This window comes from Pseudomonas sp. LB3P58 (genome assembly GCF_054897895.1).
This window is the reverse complement of sequence record NZ_JBUBVE010000001.1, coordinates 3,862,483-3,876,913: the sequence shown is the minus strand read 5'-3', so window position 1 is coordinate 3,876,913 and position 14,431 is coordinate 3,862,483. Positions and strand designations below refer to the sequence as shown.

General features: G+C 58.6%; 15 protein-coding genes. 2 read left to right on the top strand and 13 right to left on the bottom strand.

Annotated elements, in window-relative coordinates; all coding sequences use genetic code 11:
- Positions 1-76: 76 nt before the first annotated feature.
- The 7 genes from ACYZTZ_RS18005 to minC all read right to left on the bottom strand — a co-directional run bounded on the left by ACYZTZ_RS18005 (position 77) and on the right by minC (position 5,523).
- Positions 77-253 (bottom strand): hypothetical protein, encoded by a 177-nt coding sequence (locus ACYZTZ_RS18005; RefSeq protein ID WP_177338837.1) that lies wholly within the window; start codon positions 251-253, stop codon positions 77-79.
- 148 nt (positions 254-401) lie between these two features.
- Positions 402-1,691, bottom strand: a complete 1,290-nt coding sequence (locus ACYZTZ_RS18000; protein ID WP_149629396.1) for a M18 family aminopeptidase — start codon at positions 1,689-1,691, stop codon at positions 402-404.
- Positions 1,692-1,797: 106 nt separating this feature from the next.
- Positions 1,798-2,640, bottom strand: coding sequence for a protein kinase family protein (locus ACYZTZ_RS17995; RefSeq protein ID WP_461999216.1), 843 nt, complete (start codon positions 2,638-2,640; stop codon positions 1,798-1,800).
- Positions 2,641-2,790: 150 nt separating this feature from the next.
- A complete protein-coding gene (locus ACYZTZ_RS17990; protein WP_056740354.1) occupies positions 2,791-3,426 on the bottom strand; it encodes an RluA family pseudouridine synthase in 636 nt (211 codons plus the stop codon).
- A gap of 91 nt (positions 3,427-3,517) precedes the next feature.
- Positions 3,518-3,772: a cell division topological specificity factor MinE gene (gene minE / locus ACYZTZ_RS17985; RefSeq protein ID WP_007898843.1), complete on the bottom strand. Its 255-nt coding sequence runs from the start codon at positions 3,770-3,772 to the stop codon at positions 3,518-3,520.
- Positions 3,772-4,584 (bottom strand): septum site-determining protein MinD, encoded by an 813-nt coding sequence (gene minD / locus ACYZTZ_RS17980; protein ID WP_056740357.1) that lies wholly within the window; start codon positions 4,582-4,584, stop codon positions 3,772-3,774. Before minD ends, minE begins: the two co-directional genes overlap by 1 nt.
- A gap of 201 nt (positions 4,585-4,785) precedes the next feature.
- Complete coding sequence (minC, locus tag ACYZTZ_RS17975; protein WP_461999215.1) at positions 4,786-5,523, bottom strand: septum site-determining protein MinC; 738 nt, start codon at positions 5,521-5,523, stop codon at positions 4,786-4,788.
- 118 nt (positions 5,524-5,641) lie between these two features.
- Between minC and ACYZTZ_RS17970 the strand changes: the two genes are divergently transcribed.
- Complete coding sequence (locus ACYZTZ_RS17970) at positions 5,642-6,574, top strand: lipid A biosynthesis lauroyl acyltransferase (RefSeq protein WP_076027967.1); 933 nt, start codon at positions 5,642-5,644, stop codon at positions 6,572-6,574.
- 34 nt (positions 6,575-6,608) lie between these two features.
- The gene (locus tag ACYZTZ_RS17965) at positions 6,609-7,763 is read left to right on the top strand and encodes a patatin-like phospholipase family protein (RefSeq protein ID WP_461999214.1); all 1,155 of its coding nucleotides are present in this window, start codon (positions 6,609-6,611) and stop codon (positions 7,761-7,763) included.
- 87 nt (positions 7,764-7,850) lie between these two features.
- On the opposite strand, the gene ACYZTZ_RS17960 is transcribed toward ACYZTZ_RS17965, so the two are convergent.
- The 6 genes from ACYZTZ_RS17960 to alc form a co-directional block, all read right to left on the bottom strand.
- Positions 7,851-8,636, bottom strand: a complete 786-nt coding sequence (locus ACYZTZ_RS17960) for an outer membrane protein OmpK (protein WP_140680101.1) — start codon at positions 8,634-8,636, stop codon at positions 7,851-7,853.
- 374 nt (positions 8,637-9,010) lie between these two features.
- Entirely contained in the window at positions 9,011-9,796 is a 786-nt protein-coding gene (locus ACYZTZ_RS17955) for an outer membrane protein OmpK (protein WP_461999213.1), read from the bottom strand.
- A 94-nt stretch (positions 9,797-9,890) separates the two neighbouring features.
- On the bottom strand, positions 9,891-11,249 hold the full coding sequence (locus ACYZTZ_RS17950) for a nucleobase:cation symporter-2 family protein (protein WP_461999212.1): 1,359 nt from the start codon (positions 11,247-11,249) through the stop codon (positions 9,891-9,893).
- A 137-nt stretch (positions 11,250-11,386) separates the two neighbouring features.
- Positions 11,387-12,688 carry a urate hydroxylase PuuD gene (locus ACYZTZ_RS17945; protein ID WP_461999211.1) on the bottom strand — a complete coding sequence of 434 codons (1,302 nt, stop codon included), beginning with the start codon at positions 12,686-12,688 and terminating at the stop codon, positions 11,387-11,389.
- Positions 12,689-12,738: 50 nt separating this feature from the next.
- Positions 12,739-13,242, bottom strand: a complete 504-nt coding sequence (locus ACYZTZ_RS17940; protein WP_007960046.1) for an ureidoglycolate lyase — start codon at positions 13,240-13,242, stop codon at positions 12,739-12,741.
- Between the two features lie 120 nt (positions 13,243-13,362).
- Positions 13,363-14,358: an allantoicase gene (gene alc / locus ACYZTZ_RS17935; RefSeq protein ID WP_150656316.1), complete on the bottom strand. Its 996-nt coding sequence runs from the start codon at positions 14,356-14,358 to the stop codon at positions 13,363-13,365.
- Positions 14,359-14,431: the final 73 nt, after the last annotated feature.

Genomic DNA, 14,431 nt, shown 5'->3' with positions numbered 1-14,431 from the left:
GGCGGTCAACCTCGGGATGAGCGGATCGACCGAGTGTACGAGCCCGTCAAAATCAATGCGAGCCGGGGGTGAGGATTTATTCGTTGAGTTTGGCGAGGATCTTGAAAATCACGGTGGCGAGGATCATCAGCATGCCGATCCACATCGCGAACACGCCGATGTTCTTGTCGCGAAAATTGAAGCCGATTGCCAGCATGATCATCCCGGAAAGAATCGGGATCAGCATGGCGTGAAACGAAGACAACGAGATCATGAGCGACTGCCTTGTCGAAAGGGGTATTGAAAGTGTAGGAGCTGTCGAGTGAAACGAGGCTGCGATCTTTTGACTTTGCTATTTAAAAACAAGATCAAAAGATCGCAGCCTCGTTTCTCTCGACAGCTCCTACCGGCTCCTACACGGATTACGGCAATTCTTGGCAGGCGTAAAACGCGCTCAACACTTTGACCAGGTGCGCCAGGTCATGGCTGCCGCACAGTTCACGGATCGAGTGCATGGCGAAGGTTGGCAGGCCGATGTCCACGGTGCGTACGCCCAGGTGGCTGGCGGTGATCGGGCCGATGGTCGAGCCGCAACCCATGTCGCTGCGCACCACGAAGCTCTGTACCGGCACTTCTTCGGCCATGCACAGATGGCGGAAGAACCCGGCGGTTTCGCTGTTGGTGGCGTAGCGCTGGTTGCTGTTGACCTTGATCACCGGGCCGGCGTTGAGTTTCGGGCCGTGATTGGCATCGTGCTTGTCGGCGTAGTTGGGGTGCACGCCGTGGGCGTTGTCGGCCGAGACCAGCAGGGATTTCTGAATGGTCCGTACGAATTCATCACCTTCAGGCAGCAGGCGACGCAGCGTCTGCTCCAGCATCGGGCCATCGGCGCCGCAGGCCGAGCAGGAACCGACTTCTTCGTGATCGTTGCAGACCAGCACGCAGGTTTCGTCGGTTTCGGTGGTCAGCAAGGCTTGCAGGCCGGCATAACACGACAGCAGGTTGTCCAGGCGCGCCCCGGCAATGAAATCGCCATGCAGGCCGATGACCGCAGCGCTTTGGGTGTCGTAGAAGCTCAGCTCATAGTCGAGCACCACGTCGGCGTTCAAGCCATGTTCGCGGGCGAGTTGATCGGTGAGCACGGCGCGGAAGTCCACGCGCTCGTCACCGGCAAATTGCGCAAGGATTGGCGGCAGTTCGGTCTGGGCGTTGATCGCCCAGCCCATGTTGGCTTCACGGTTCAGGTGAATGGCCAGGTTCGGGATGATGGCGATCGGCGCCTTGAAGTCGACCAGCTGGCTCTCGACCTTGCCGTCACGGCGGAAGGTTACGCGGCCGGCCAGGGACAGGTCGCGGTCGAACCATGGCGCCAGCAGTGCGCCGCCATAGACTTCGACACCCAGCTGCCAGAAGCCCTGACGTTGCAGTTCCGGCTGGGGTTTGACGCGCAGGCACGGGCTGTCGGTGTGCGCGCCAACCAGGCGAATGCCGCCGTGCAGGGGCGAATGACGGCCCATCTTGAACGCGACGATCGACGAGTCGTTACGGGTGACGTAGTAGCGACCGTTGGCTTCGGTGGTCCATGGCTCGCGCTCGTCAAGGCGTTGATAGCCCGCCGCTTCCAGGCGCTGAACAAGGCTGGCGGTGGCATGGAATGGGGTGGGGGAGGCCTTGAGGAAATCGATCAGGCCTTGATTCAACTCTTCGCGCATAAGTAGCTCCAGACAGCAATGGCGCAAGTTTAACGTATTGGCTCACGGCATTGCAGCGACAATGCCGTTCGACGTGCGCCAGCTGCCGATTGGCGAAGAGGATGAGTCAACCGGTGATCAGGTTGCCATTGAGGAACACTTCGCGACGTTGCTTGCGGCCCACATATTCATGTTTGCTCGCGAGGTACACCTCGTTGAATTTTTCCTTCGAGATACCCGGGATCTGTCGAATGTACTCGTCCACCAGTCGGTCATAGGCGGCTTCGGTGATGAGCTTGTAAATGTCCCGGCGATAGAAGAAGCCCAGTTGAAAGCCCAGGGTTTCGCTTTGATGGTTTGTCTGTCCGGCAAAGCAGTTTTCAAAGTCGATGGCTTTGAGTGGGGTCCGCGGCGTTTCCGGGATCATGATGTTGCCGGCCCAGAAATCCATGTGCGTGATGTTCTTGCGCGACAAGGAACTCAGCAATTCGAAGGCGTCGAGAATGAATGTTTCGACGCTGTCCGGGTTGCGTTTAAGCCATTGCACGCCGTCGATATGATCGTGGAGCAGGCGCGTGATAATGAAATATTCCTGGGTCAGCCCCAGTCGGTCCTTGGTGTAACCAAACCCTTGCAGCGACGGCATTTGTGCGCCACGGCGTTGTGCTTCGAGCGTATTGATCAACTCTTCCAGCGGCCAGTCGAATCGGCCATTGCGCTGTGGTTTGCCAAAGGTCACGCGCATTTTTGCCTTCAAGGTATCCAGCGGCTGGACCTTGGCAAACAGCGGCGTATCGCCGGAGGCCAGTGGCGCACTCGCACGGGTGAGCTTGTGGGTACGTCGTTTGTGTATGAGATGTTCAAGCGCCTGTTGTGCTTCGGCTGAACGCTGCGCGCTAAGGTGTAGCGTGGTGTTGAAAAGGCAGAAGGTGAATGGGTAGTCGTCTTGGAATGTCTTGTTGCTGAGCACGAGGGCTTCCTGCCTGATATCAAAGTGCCGCTATTTTACGTTTCATTACAAATTCATGACAATATTTTCACGCCAATTTCACGTCGATTTGTAACAAGAAATAAAAAAAATGCCCTTCAATGGAAGGGCGTTTTTTGGTTCGGCGGTTGCTTAAAAAGGAGCAGGGCACTCGAAGCGCAAGCGTTCGCCGCTTTGCGGGTGAGTAAAACTCAGCATGCTCGCGTGCAAACATAGTCGTGGCCAGGCGGCCAGTGCTTGCTCGTGGGCATACAGCCCGTCACCCAGCAGTGGGTGGCCGATGGAAAGCATGTGCACGCGCAACTGATGGGAGCGGCCGGTGATCGGCGTCAATTCGACACGACACCAATCGCCGCAACGCTCCAGTACGCGCCAGAAGGTCAGGGCATTTTTACCGAATTCATGGTCCACCACATGGCGTGGCTTGGTCGGCGGGTCGTAGCGCAACGGCAGATCGATGCTGCCACTGTCCAGTTCCGGTTGTCCCCAGCACAGGGCGGTGTAGGCCTTTTCGGTTTCGCGGTCGTGAAATTGCCGAGACAGCTCGCGATGAGTGTCCGGGTCACGGGCCAACAGAATAATGCCGGAAGTTTCCCAGTCCAGACGATGGACAATTCGCGCTTCCGGGTAGCCGTTTTCTTGCAGGCGGGTAATCAGGCAGTCCTTGTTGTCATCGGCCCGGCCAGGGACAGAGAGCAGCAGGGTCGGTTTGTTCACCACCAGTACGGCGGCGTCCTCATGGATGATGCTGATGTTGGACAGCGGCATTAAAACAGCCTCGTAACAAACGCCAACGGCGGCTCAGGCCCCTTCCATGAACAGAAGGGGCCTGAGCCGCCGTGGCTCCAGCCGGATCGACTCAGCGATCTGGCAGGGTGATATTGAGTTCCAGAATCGAGCAGCTGCCCTGGTTTTCCAGAGCGACGTGCACGTCATCGGACCCGATATTGACGTACTTGCGGATGACCTCGACCAATTCCTTCTGCAAGGCTGGCAGGTAGTCCGGTGTACTGCGTTGGCCGCGTTCGTGCGCCACGATGATCTGCAGACGCTCTTTCGCTACCGACGCGGTGCTGACCTTTTTGCTGGCACGAAAGAAGTCAAAAAGATTCATTATCTACCTCCAAACAGGCGCTCGAAGAATCCCTTCTTCGTTACATCGAGAAAACGATGCTCCACGTTTTTGCCCAGCAGACGATCGACCGCATCGCTGTATGCCTGACCGGCATCGCTCTGGTCGTCGAGAATGACCGGCACGCCCGAGTTGGAAGCCTTGAGAACCGCTTGGGATTCCGGAATGACACCCAGCAGGGCGACCGCCAGAATCTCTTTGACGTCTTCGACGCCGAGCATCTCGCCGTCACTGACTCGTTGCGGGTTGTAGCGGGTCAGCAGCAGGTGTTCCTTGATCGGCTCTTCGCCTTTTTCAGCGCGGCGCGATTTGCTGGCCAGCAGGCCGAGCATGCGGTCCGAGTCACGAACCGAGGACACTTCCGGGTTGGTCACGATAATCGCTTCGTCTGCGAAGTACATGGCCAGGTGGGCGCCTTTTTCGATGCCGGCCGGAGAGTCGCAGACCACGTACTCGAAGTCTTCTTTCAGCGCCATCAACACTTTTTCCACGCCTTCCACAGTCAGCGCGTCTTTATCGCGAGTCTGACTGGCGGCCAGTACGTAGAGGTTTTCCAGGCGTTTGTCTTTGATCAGGGCTTGTTGCAGGTTGGCTTCGCCGTTGACCACGTTGACGAAGTCATACACCACGCGACGCTCGCAACCCATGATCAGGTCGAGGTTACGCAAACCGACGTCGAAGTCGACGATAACTGTTTTGTGACCGCGCAGTGCGAGGCCGGTACCGATAGCAGCACTGGTGGTGGTCTTACCCACACCACCCTTGCCGGATGTAACCACGAGAATCTTGGCCAAGGTGTTTCACCCCTAAGGAAAAAGGACATTTAGCCCCTGAAAAACATCTCTAGAAAAACTACTGCAGTCGGACAGCCTTGGCTGGAATTCGGTCCAGAACGGCGCTTACCTCGGGTAAACACTGCTTATGGCCTTTTTCCTACTTCGTTTGAGCCGTTTTCGCTACGTTTTAGAGATGTTTGGAAAATGCGGCAGTATCCGTTAAAGCCGAATGATGTTCAACACATCGCCCGACAGGCTGACCTGTACACCCGCGCCCCACAAAGGGTCGCGACGCAGATCCTCCGAAACCTTGTAGTGGCCTGCGATGGAGACCAGTTCAGCGCTCATTTGCTGACAGAAAATCCTGGCTTTCGTGTCGCCTTTGACGCCGGCCAACACTCGACCACGCATCGGGCCGTATACATGGATGTTCCCGTCGGCGAGAAGTTCCGCCCCAGGGCTGACCGACGAGATCACCACCAGATCGCAACCCTGGGCATAAATCTGCTGCCCACCGCGTACGGGCGAGGTGATGATCTTCGTTGGCTTGATAGTCGGCTCCGGCGGTTTTTCCGGTTTTTTTATGACTTGGCCTTCAAGCGGGTCAAGCGGACGTTCACGGGCGCCGGACGGTGGCAGCACCGGCAGGTCGACCGCGATGGCCGCGGCGATGTCTTCGATGCGGCTGGCACGGATCGCCAGGGTGCGCAGGCCATGTTGGCGGCAGACGCGCATCAGGCCCGGCAGATCGACTGCGCCTTCGCTGGCCGGAAGTTTGTCCAGGGCCAGCACCAATGGCGCGTTACTAAAGAAGTTAGGCGCCTGGGCGACCTTGGCGGCCAGTTGACGATCGAGGTTCTCGAGGTCGTTACGGGCCAGTTCCAGCACCGTAATGGCGAGCATGCTGCCCTTCAGCTGGAACACGGGATCTTGGTCTAGCGGTTCGGTTTGGCTCATGGTCGGCATACAACGACTTGTCACTAAAAGTGCCGAGACTTATAACGAGAACGCCCGCGAGCCGCAAGCCGGGTCGAACGATGTAGAATGCGCGGCCATTGTCTTTCCGGAACCTTTAATGGATCGCCCGCGTTTTCGAACAGCATTTCTATCTCCACGTTTCTGGCCGCTGTGGTGTGGCTTGGGGCTGTTGTGGCTGATTGTGCAGTTGCCGTATCCGGCGTTGCTGTCGATCGGTCGCGCCCTGGGTGCATTGATGTATCGAGTAGCGGGCGACAGACGGCGCATTGCCAAGCGCAATCTGGAACTGTGTTTCCCTGAAAAAACCGCTGCCGAGCGCAAGCGCCTGCTCAAGGAAAACTTTGCCTCAACGGGCATCGCGTTTTTCGAAATGGCCATGAGCTGGTGGTGGTCGCGCGAGCGTCTGGCGAAGCTGGCCCATGTCGAAGGGTTGGAGCATTTGAAAAAAGCCCAGCGTGACGGCAAAGGCGTGATCCTGATGGCTGTTCATTTCACCACGCTGGAAATCGGCGCGGCGTTGCTCGGCCAGCAGCACACCATTGATGGCATGTACCGCGAACACAAAAATCCGTTGTTCGACTACGTCCAGCGCCTGGGGCGCGAGCGGCACAACGTCGACTCGCTGGCGGTGGAGCGCGACGACGTGCGCGGCATGCTCAAATTGCTGCGCGCAGGCCGGGCAATCTGGTACGCACCGGATCAGGACTATGGCGCCAAGCAAAGTATCTTCGTGCCGCTGTTCGGGATTCAGGCCGCGACCGTCACCGCCACCAGCAAGTTTGCGCGGTTGGGCAAGGCGCTGGTGGTGCCGTTCACTCAGGAACGTCTGGCAGATGGCAGCGGTTATCGACTGGTGATTCACGCACCGCTCGAGGGTTTCCCTGGCGAAACCGAAGAGGCCGATTGCCTGCGGATCAACCAATGGATCGAAGGCGTCTTGCGTGAATGTCCAGAGCAATACCTCTGGGCCCATCGCCGCTTCAAGAGCCGTCCGCCGGGTGAGCCGAAGCTGTACGCAAAACGCGGTTGAACCACCGTCCTTATAAGCACCATGGAGTGTTGCGATGAGTCCTGCTGAACCGGTTACAGGGTTGATTCTTTCCGGCGGCGGGGCTCGGGCGGCCTATCAGGTGGGGGTGCTGGCGGCGATTGCCGAGCTGTTGCCGGTCGGCGCGAGCAATCCGTTTCCGGTGATCGTCGGCACCTCGGCCGGCGCAATCAACGCGGTCAGCCTCGCCAGCGGGGCGATGGATTTTCGTGGTGCGATTCAACGTCTGACAGCCTTCTGGCAGGGCTTTCGCAGTCATCTGGTGCTGCGCAGCGACTGGCCGGGCGTGATCCACCAGGCCAGCCGTTTTGTCAGCCACAGTTTGCTCGGGATTGGCGCTCAGGTGCCGGTGGCCTTGCTCAACAGCTCGCCGCTACGCCGATTGCTCAACGACAAACTGCAGATGAGCGGGATTGCCGAGGCCATTGCACAGAAGCAGTTGCAGGCGGTTGCGGTGACTGCGTTCGGCTACGAGTCCGGTCAGGCGGTGACCTTTTATCAGGGTGGCGGCACCATCAATGCCTGGTTGCGCCATCGGCGAATCGGCGTCCCCACGCAATTGACCGTCGATCACTTGCTGGCCAGTTCCGCCATTCCGCTGTTGTTTGCGCCAGTGAAAATCGGTGAAGAGTATTTCGGCGACGGCGCGGTACGTCAGTCGGCACCGATCAGTCCGGCGCTGCACCTGGGCGCCAGCCGAGTGCTGGTGGTGGGCGTCAGCGGCAACCCCCGCGGCGTCGACCCGGAACAACCGCTGCAGCGCGTCTACACCGGTCAGCAGCCGAGCCTGGCGCAGATCGGTGGGCACATGCTCAACAGCACGTTCATTGACAGCCTGGAAAGTGACATCGAGTTGCTGCAGCGGCTCAATCAGTTCAGTCATCTGCTGCCCGATGGCACGCCGACGCGCGCGCTGGGTGTGGCGCCGGTGGAGGTGCTGGTGATTTCGCCGAGTCAGCCGATCGATGAGATTGCGGCGCGGCATCGGCAGGAATTACCGGCGGCGCTGCGCCTGTTTCTGCGCGGGCCGGGGGCGACCAGGACGAGCGGGGCGGGGGTGCTGAGTTATCTGCTGTTCGAGGCGGGGTATTGCAGCGAATTGATTGATTTGGGGCGGCGGGATGCGCTGGCCAAGCGGGATGAGTTGTCCCGGTTTCTGGGATTGTCATAAAGCAAAGATCGCAGGCTGCGCCAGCTCCTACATTGGAACGTATACCCCTGTAGGAGCTGCCGAAGGCTGCGATCTTTTGACTTTAAATCAGAAGTGAACCTTGACCAGGAAGCTGGTTACGCTCTGATCGGTTTTGAAGCCCTGACTGTCTTCAATACCGTACTTGTTTTTCCAGTAGTCATACTCGACGCCGACGTACAACTGCTTTTCGCCAAGGTTCAGCGCCTTGCCCAAGTCGTACTTGACCTGTGGGTTGAAGTGCAGGTTGGCGTGGTATTCGCCTTTTTTGTTGACGTCGTTGTCGACCACCCAGTCCATGAAACCGTCGATCAGGATGTTCGAATCACCCACCGGGATGGTGTAAGACCAGACCGGAGTGACCTGCCAGATATTGTCACCTGGGCGGTCGCCTTCGGTATGACGGTTGTAGAAGTTCAGCTGGAAGTAGTCGAAGCCCGGGATCGCCAGGTCGAAACCAGGACCGATCAAGTAGGACTCGGTATCGTTTTCACCGAACTCGTAGGTCATGGCCAGCAGTACGTCTTTGATCGGGCCGAATTCGAGCTTTTGGTCGAAGATCTTGCCGAACGACAAGCGTGGGCTGATCTCGCCGTAGTAGGTGTTCGAGCCGGCGTAGCTATCGTCCTTGCCGTTGTAGAAAATCTTGTCGACGAACATGAAGTTGTCGCCGTATTTCCAGCCATCGACGTGTTCGAAGGTCACCGTCTGCTGAATGCGCGGATTGACCTGGAAGTCCTTGCCATACAGGTAGGTCAGGCTGTTGTTCTGCCATTGCAGCAAGTCGCCGGCCATGGCCTGGCCCCCGGCCAGCAAAGATCCCGCCAGCATCAGGCTAGTGCACGTACGTTTCATTCGGTTGCTCCCAAAAAGTAGGTGGTTCCACGTTATTTTTCTAAGGTCGGCGCTCTGGTGTGGCGCCTTTTTCTGTAGCTGTAAAAATCATCCAATCGGTCAGCTTCAGTGCTGTTAGCAAGAGCTGAGCCAAGGCTTTTGAAAAGCCAAAAAACTCCCGTTCGGCGGCTCAAGAGCAGTCGATTGAGAGTGGTTTTGGAGTGCCTTGGTACCGTCCAGAGCCGGGATAAGTTGGCTTTCTGGTCAGGAATTAAATCCGGGCTTTTTTTTAGACCAGATTCGGGCGGCCGCGGAGAATACTGACTCCTTGGCCAGGTCTCAAGTGCCCCGCAACAGCGCACCGACGACAGGTTTGGAGCACGGTTGCGGATCATCTAGAAATGCACCTTCACCAGCAGGCTGGTGGTGTTCTCATTAGTGTCGAAGTTGGCGGTGTTCTCGATGCCGTATTTGTCTTTCCAGTAGCTGTACTCGACGCCGACGTACACCTGTTTCTCCCGCCAGCCCAAGGCCTTCCCCAGGTCATATTTGATCTGCGGGTTGAAGTGCAGGTTGGCGTGGTAGGTGCCCTGTGAGTTCTGATCGTTATCCACGACCCAGTCGATGTAGCCGTCGATCAACAGGTTCGAGCTGCCCAATGGCAGGGTGTAGGACCAGGCCGGCGTGATCTGCCAGACATCGTCGCCGGGACGCGAGCCTTCGGTCTGGCGATAGTAGAAGTTCAAGGTGAAAAAATTGAAGCCCGGTACCGCGAGGTCGAAACCGGGGCCGATCAGATAGGCCTCGGTGTCGTCTTCGCCATTCTCGTAGGTCATGGCCAGCAACACGTCCTTGATCGGGCCGAATTCGAAACGGCGGTCGAGGATTTTGCCGAAAGACAGGCGCGGACTGAACTCGCCGTAATAGGCGTGAACACCTTTGTTCCGGTCTTTCTCGCCGTTGTAGTAAGTGCTGTCGACGAACAGGAAGTTGTCGCCGTACTTCCAGCGGTCGGCGTGCTCAAAGGTTATCGTCTGCTGGATCGACGGGTTGACCGCGAAATTCTTGCCATACAGATAGCTCAGGCTGTTGGTCTGCCACAGCAGTAAATCGCCGGCCATGGCTTGACTGGCGGCCAATAAGCCACCGCCCAACAGCATGTTTGTCTGTGTCCGAATCATCTGTTGCTCCCTCTTGTTTTTATTGTTTGAGGCGCAGGCAGCCACTGACCTGTGGGAGCAGGTCAGCTCCCACAGGGTTTGTGGTTTTAGTCAGTTAATGCGGGTGCGCGTGGCAGGCGTTGATGGCCGCGCGTTCGGCGCCGCCGAGGATGTTGAACAGCAGGTTCAGCGACAAAGCACTCAACGTCGCCATGGCAATACCGCTGTGAGTGATGGGACTCATCCACATCGGAAGGTGCGCGAAGAACTCCGGACGCACCACCGGAATCAGCCCCATGCCGATGCTCACCGCCACCAGCAATTGGTTGCGACGGTCACCGATGTCGGCTTCCTGAAGAATCTTGATGCCGGTGGCGGCGACCATGCCGAACATCGCAATCGCCGCGCCGCCCAGTACGGCCGGTGGAATCGAGGCAACGAGGAACGCGGCTTTGGGCAACAGGCTCAACACCACCAGCAAACCGCCGGCGACGATGGTCACCGAGCGGCAACGCACGCCAGTCATCTGCACCAGGCCGATGTTCTGCGCGAAAGAGGAGTGGGTGAAGGTGTTGAAGAAACCGGCGAAGAACGAGGCGCCGGCATCACACAACAACCCGCGACGGAGCATCCGTGGGCAGACTTCCTGACCGGTGATTTTGCCCAGCGCCAGGAACATCCCGGTGGACTCGACGAAGATGATCACCACCACCAGGCACATGGAAAGGATCGGTGCGAGTTCGAACTTCGGCATGCCGAAATGCAGCGGGGTCACGAATTGCAGCCACGGCGCCTGGGCCATGCCACTCAGGTCGACCATACCGATCAGGCCGCAGAGCACGTAACCCAGGCACATGCCGATCAGCACGGAAATGTTGACCCAGAAACCGCGCATGAAGCGGTGGACCAGCAGAATGGTGGCCAGCACCAGCGCGGCGATGGCCAGGTAAATCGGTGAGCCGAATTGCGCGGCGCCAGCACCGCCACCCGCCCAGTTCACGGCCACGGGGAACAGCGACAAACCGATCGAGGTGATGACTGTGCCGGTCACCAGAGGCGGGAAGAAGCGTACGACTTTGGACATGAATGGCGCGATGATCATGCCGAAGAATCCGGCGGCGATGGTTGCACCGAAGATCCCTTGCAGACCGATGCCCGGCATGCCGGCCATGGCGACCATGCTGCCGACGGCGGCGAAACTGGCGCCCATCATCACCGGCATGCGAATGCCCATGGGGCCGATGCCTAGCGACTGCACGATGGTAGCGATCCCGGCCACCAGCAGGTCGGCGTTGATCAGGAAGGCGATTTCTTCACGACTCAGGCCAGCGGCCTGTCCGATGATCAGCGGCACTGCGATGGCGCCGCCGTACATCAGCAGAACGTGTTGCAGACCAACCAGGATCAGTTGCAAAAGGGGTAAACGCTGAATGGCGGGTGCGTCGGGGATGCGCGCTTTGGATAGCTCGGACATGCAACACCTCGGATCTTTTTTATTCTTGTGATTTTTGTATCAGGGGGCCGCGTTGCGGCCATTCGCGAGTAGGCTCGCTCCTACACAGACCATACAGAACCTGTGGGAGCGAGCTTGCCCGCGAAGCTTTTCAACGGTTAATTGGTTGGAGCTCCCTGAACAATCCACGCACCGATCAGGTCACGTTCCTGCTGGGTCATCTGGGTGATGTTGCCCAGTGGCATGATCTGGCTGGTGACGGCTTGAGCCTGGATGCGCGCCGCGTTCTGACGGATCTGCTCGGGGGTATCGAACATCACGCCGGCCGGTGCGGCACTGAACAGCGGGCTGGTCGGTTTGGCCGAGTGGCAAACCGCGCAACGTTCCTGAATCACGCTGTGCACCTTGTCGAAAACGGGGCCGGCGTTGGACGCCTGAGCCGGTGCAGCGGCAGGCGCAGCAGGTTTCGCCGCTTCAGGTTTCACACCGCCACCGAGGGCAGTTTCCGGCAGCGGCTGGTACTCGATGGTGCCGGGTGCCTTGGCTACTTCAGGAGCGCTCGGCATCTGTGCCGGGCCAGTTACGTAAGCCAGGCAGATCATGCCGACTGCCGCGACGGGCAAGGTCCAGGCGAACTTGTGGCTGTCATGACGGGTGTTGAAGTAGTGACGCACCAACACCGCCAGCACCGCGATCCCGGCCAGGATCAGCCAGTTGTATTGGCTGCCGTAGGTGCTCGGAAAGTGGTTGCTGATCATGATGAACAGCACCGGCAAGGTGAAGTAGTTGTTGTGACGCGAACGCAGCAAGCCTTTGGCCGGCAGTGCCGGATCCGGCGTGCGGTTTTCGGCAATCGCGGCAACCAGTGCGCGCTGCGCCGGCATGATGATGCGGAACACGTTGCCGACCATGATGGTGCCGATGATCGCGCCGACGTGCAGGTACGCACCACGACCGCTGAACACTTTGCTGAAGCCGTAAGCGGCGCCAATGATCAGCACGAACAGGATTCCGCCTAGCAGGGCAGGGCGTTTGCCCAGGGCTGAGTCGCAAAGGAAGGAGTAGACGAACCAGCCGACGAACAACGAGGCAATGCCCAGTGCGACCCCTTCAGGGCCGGTCAGGCTGCTGCCCGGTGCCAGCAGGTACAGCGTCGGGTTGGAGTAGAACACCACGCACAGCAGCGCGATCCCCGACATCCAGGTGAAATAGGCTTCCCATTTGAACCAGTGCAGGTTGTCCGGCATGGTCGGTGGAGCCAGTTTGTATTTTTCCAGGTGATAGATACCGCCGCCGTGGATCGCCCACAAATCGCCCGCCAGACCACTTTTCGGGTTGACCCGATTGAGGTTGTTTTCCAGCCAGACGAAATAGAACGACGCGCCGATCCAGGCCACGCCAGTAATCATGTGAACCCAGCGCACGCTCAGGTTCAGCCATTCCAACAGATGTGCTTCCACAGTCTTTACCTCTCGCCTGTCACTCTGTTGTCGAGTGATCAGACCTTCTCTTATTGGTGGGGGGCGAGGATCAAACGCTCATCCTCTTTGAAAAAATGCTCATCGCAGTTATTGCCTGTGCCACTGCGATCAACCACCAGGAAGTCATCCCGCTTTTCGATCGTCAGCACCGGATGGTGCCAAACGCCGCGATGGTAATTAATGCCCTGCCTGCCGTTGGTGACGAAGGCGCGGACCAAGCCTGATACAGGTTCATCGCCAAGTGGCGCGACCACGATCAGAAAGGGGTTGCCGAGCAGCGGAATGAAAGCCTGGCTGCCCAGCGGGTGACGCTCCAGCATGCTGACGGTCAGCGGCATGTCCTGCGCGTCGGCGCGGAAGATGCTGATGATCGCGTTGTCCTCTGGCGTGGCGGTTTCCACCGTCGCCAGTTTGTGAAAGCGCATGGTCGAACCGTTGTTGATCATGAAGTGATCGCTGCCGTCGGTTTCGATCACGTCACCGAAAGGGGCGAAGGCTTCTTTGGTCAGCGGTTCAATCGTCAATGTGCGCATGCTGGTCTTCTTTTCCGAGTTCTGTGTTGTTGGTTCTATTGCTATCGCTGGCAGGCCAGCTCCCACATTTGGAATGCATTCCCCTGTGGGAGCCAGCCTGCTGGCGATTGGGTTCAGCGCTTATTTAGCGACCTTGCCCAATACCCGCAGGCGACTCACACCACCGTCCGGGAACACGTTCAGGCGGATGTGGGTGATCGGGCCCAGCGCCTTGATCTGCTCGGCGAAGGTGTGTTCGGCGTGCATTTCCAGTTTCTGCGCCGGCAGCAATTCGCGCCAGAACAGCGATTGGGTTTCGATCTGGCTGTCAGTACCGCCCTTCACGAACGCGCCCTGGATCGAGCATGTGTCCGGGTAGTTGCCCTTGAAGTGCAGGGTGTCGACGATGACTTTCTCGATCTCGCCGGCATGACCCAGCGCGACGATGACCCAGTCATTGCCTGGCGTGCGACGACGTGCGGTTTCCCAGCCGTCGCCCATGTTGATGCCACGGCCCGGGTTGAGGATGTTGCTCATGCGACCGAAGTGTTCGTCGGAGCAGGCGAGGGCGCGGCCACCGTTCAGGGCTGCTGCCAGATCAACTTGCTCGTTGTCGCCGACAGCGGACCAGTCGCGGAACGGAACACCGTAAACACGCAGACGGGCCACGCCACCATCCGGGTAGATGTTGAAACGCAGGTGGCTGAACGCCTGGTCGTTGTTGATTTCGTGGAAGTGGTGGCTGTTGCCTTGCAGCTCGACGGCGGACAGCACTTCAGTCCACTGGGTGTTTTCGTCCGGCTCGCCCGAGGCCAGGAAGCACGCTTCCAGGGAGGCCGACGGCGGGAAGTTGCCGGTGAAGAATGAAGTGTCGATGTCCACGCCTTTGATCGAACCCGGTACGCCCAGGCGGATCACGGCGCTGTCGTAGCCTTCGAAGCGCTTGCGGCGCGACTCCCAGCCGTCCATCCACTTGCCGTTGTCATCGAACACGCCCTCCTTCCATACAGCCGGGGTCGGCTGGAACAGGCGGTTGGCATCAGCGAACCAGTCATCGGTGACCGAGATGATTTTGGTGCCCAGACGGGCGTCGGCCAGGTTGACGAACTTCTCGAAAGGTACGGCGTAAGCTTTCATTCTTCTTGTCTGCCTTTAATTAGTTGGCTTGGGATGCTTGCGAGGCCCTGGGTGCTTTTTGCGTTTGAGAGCA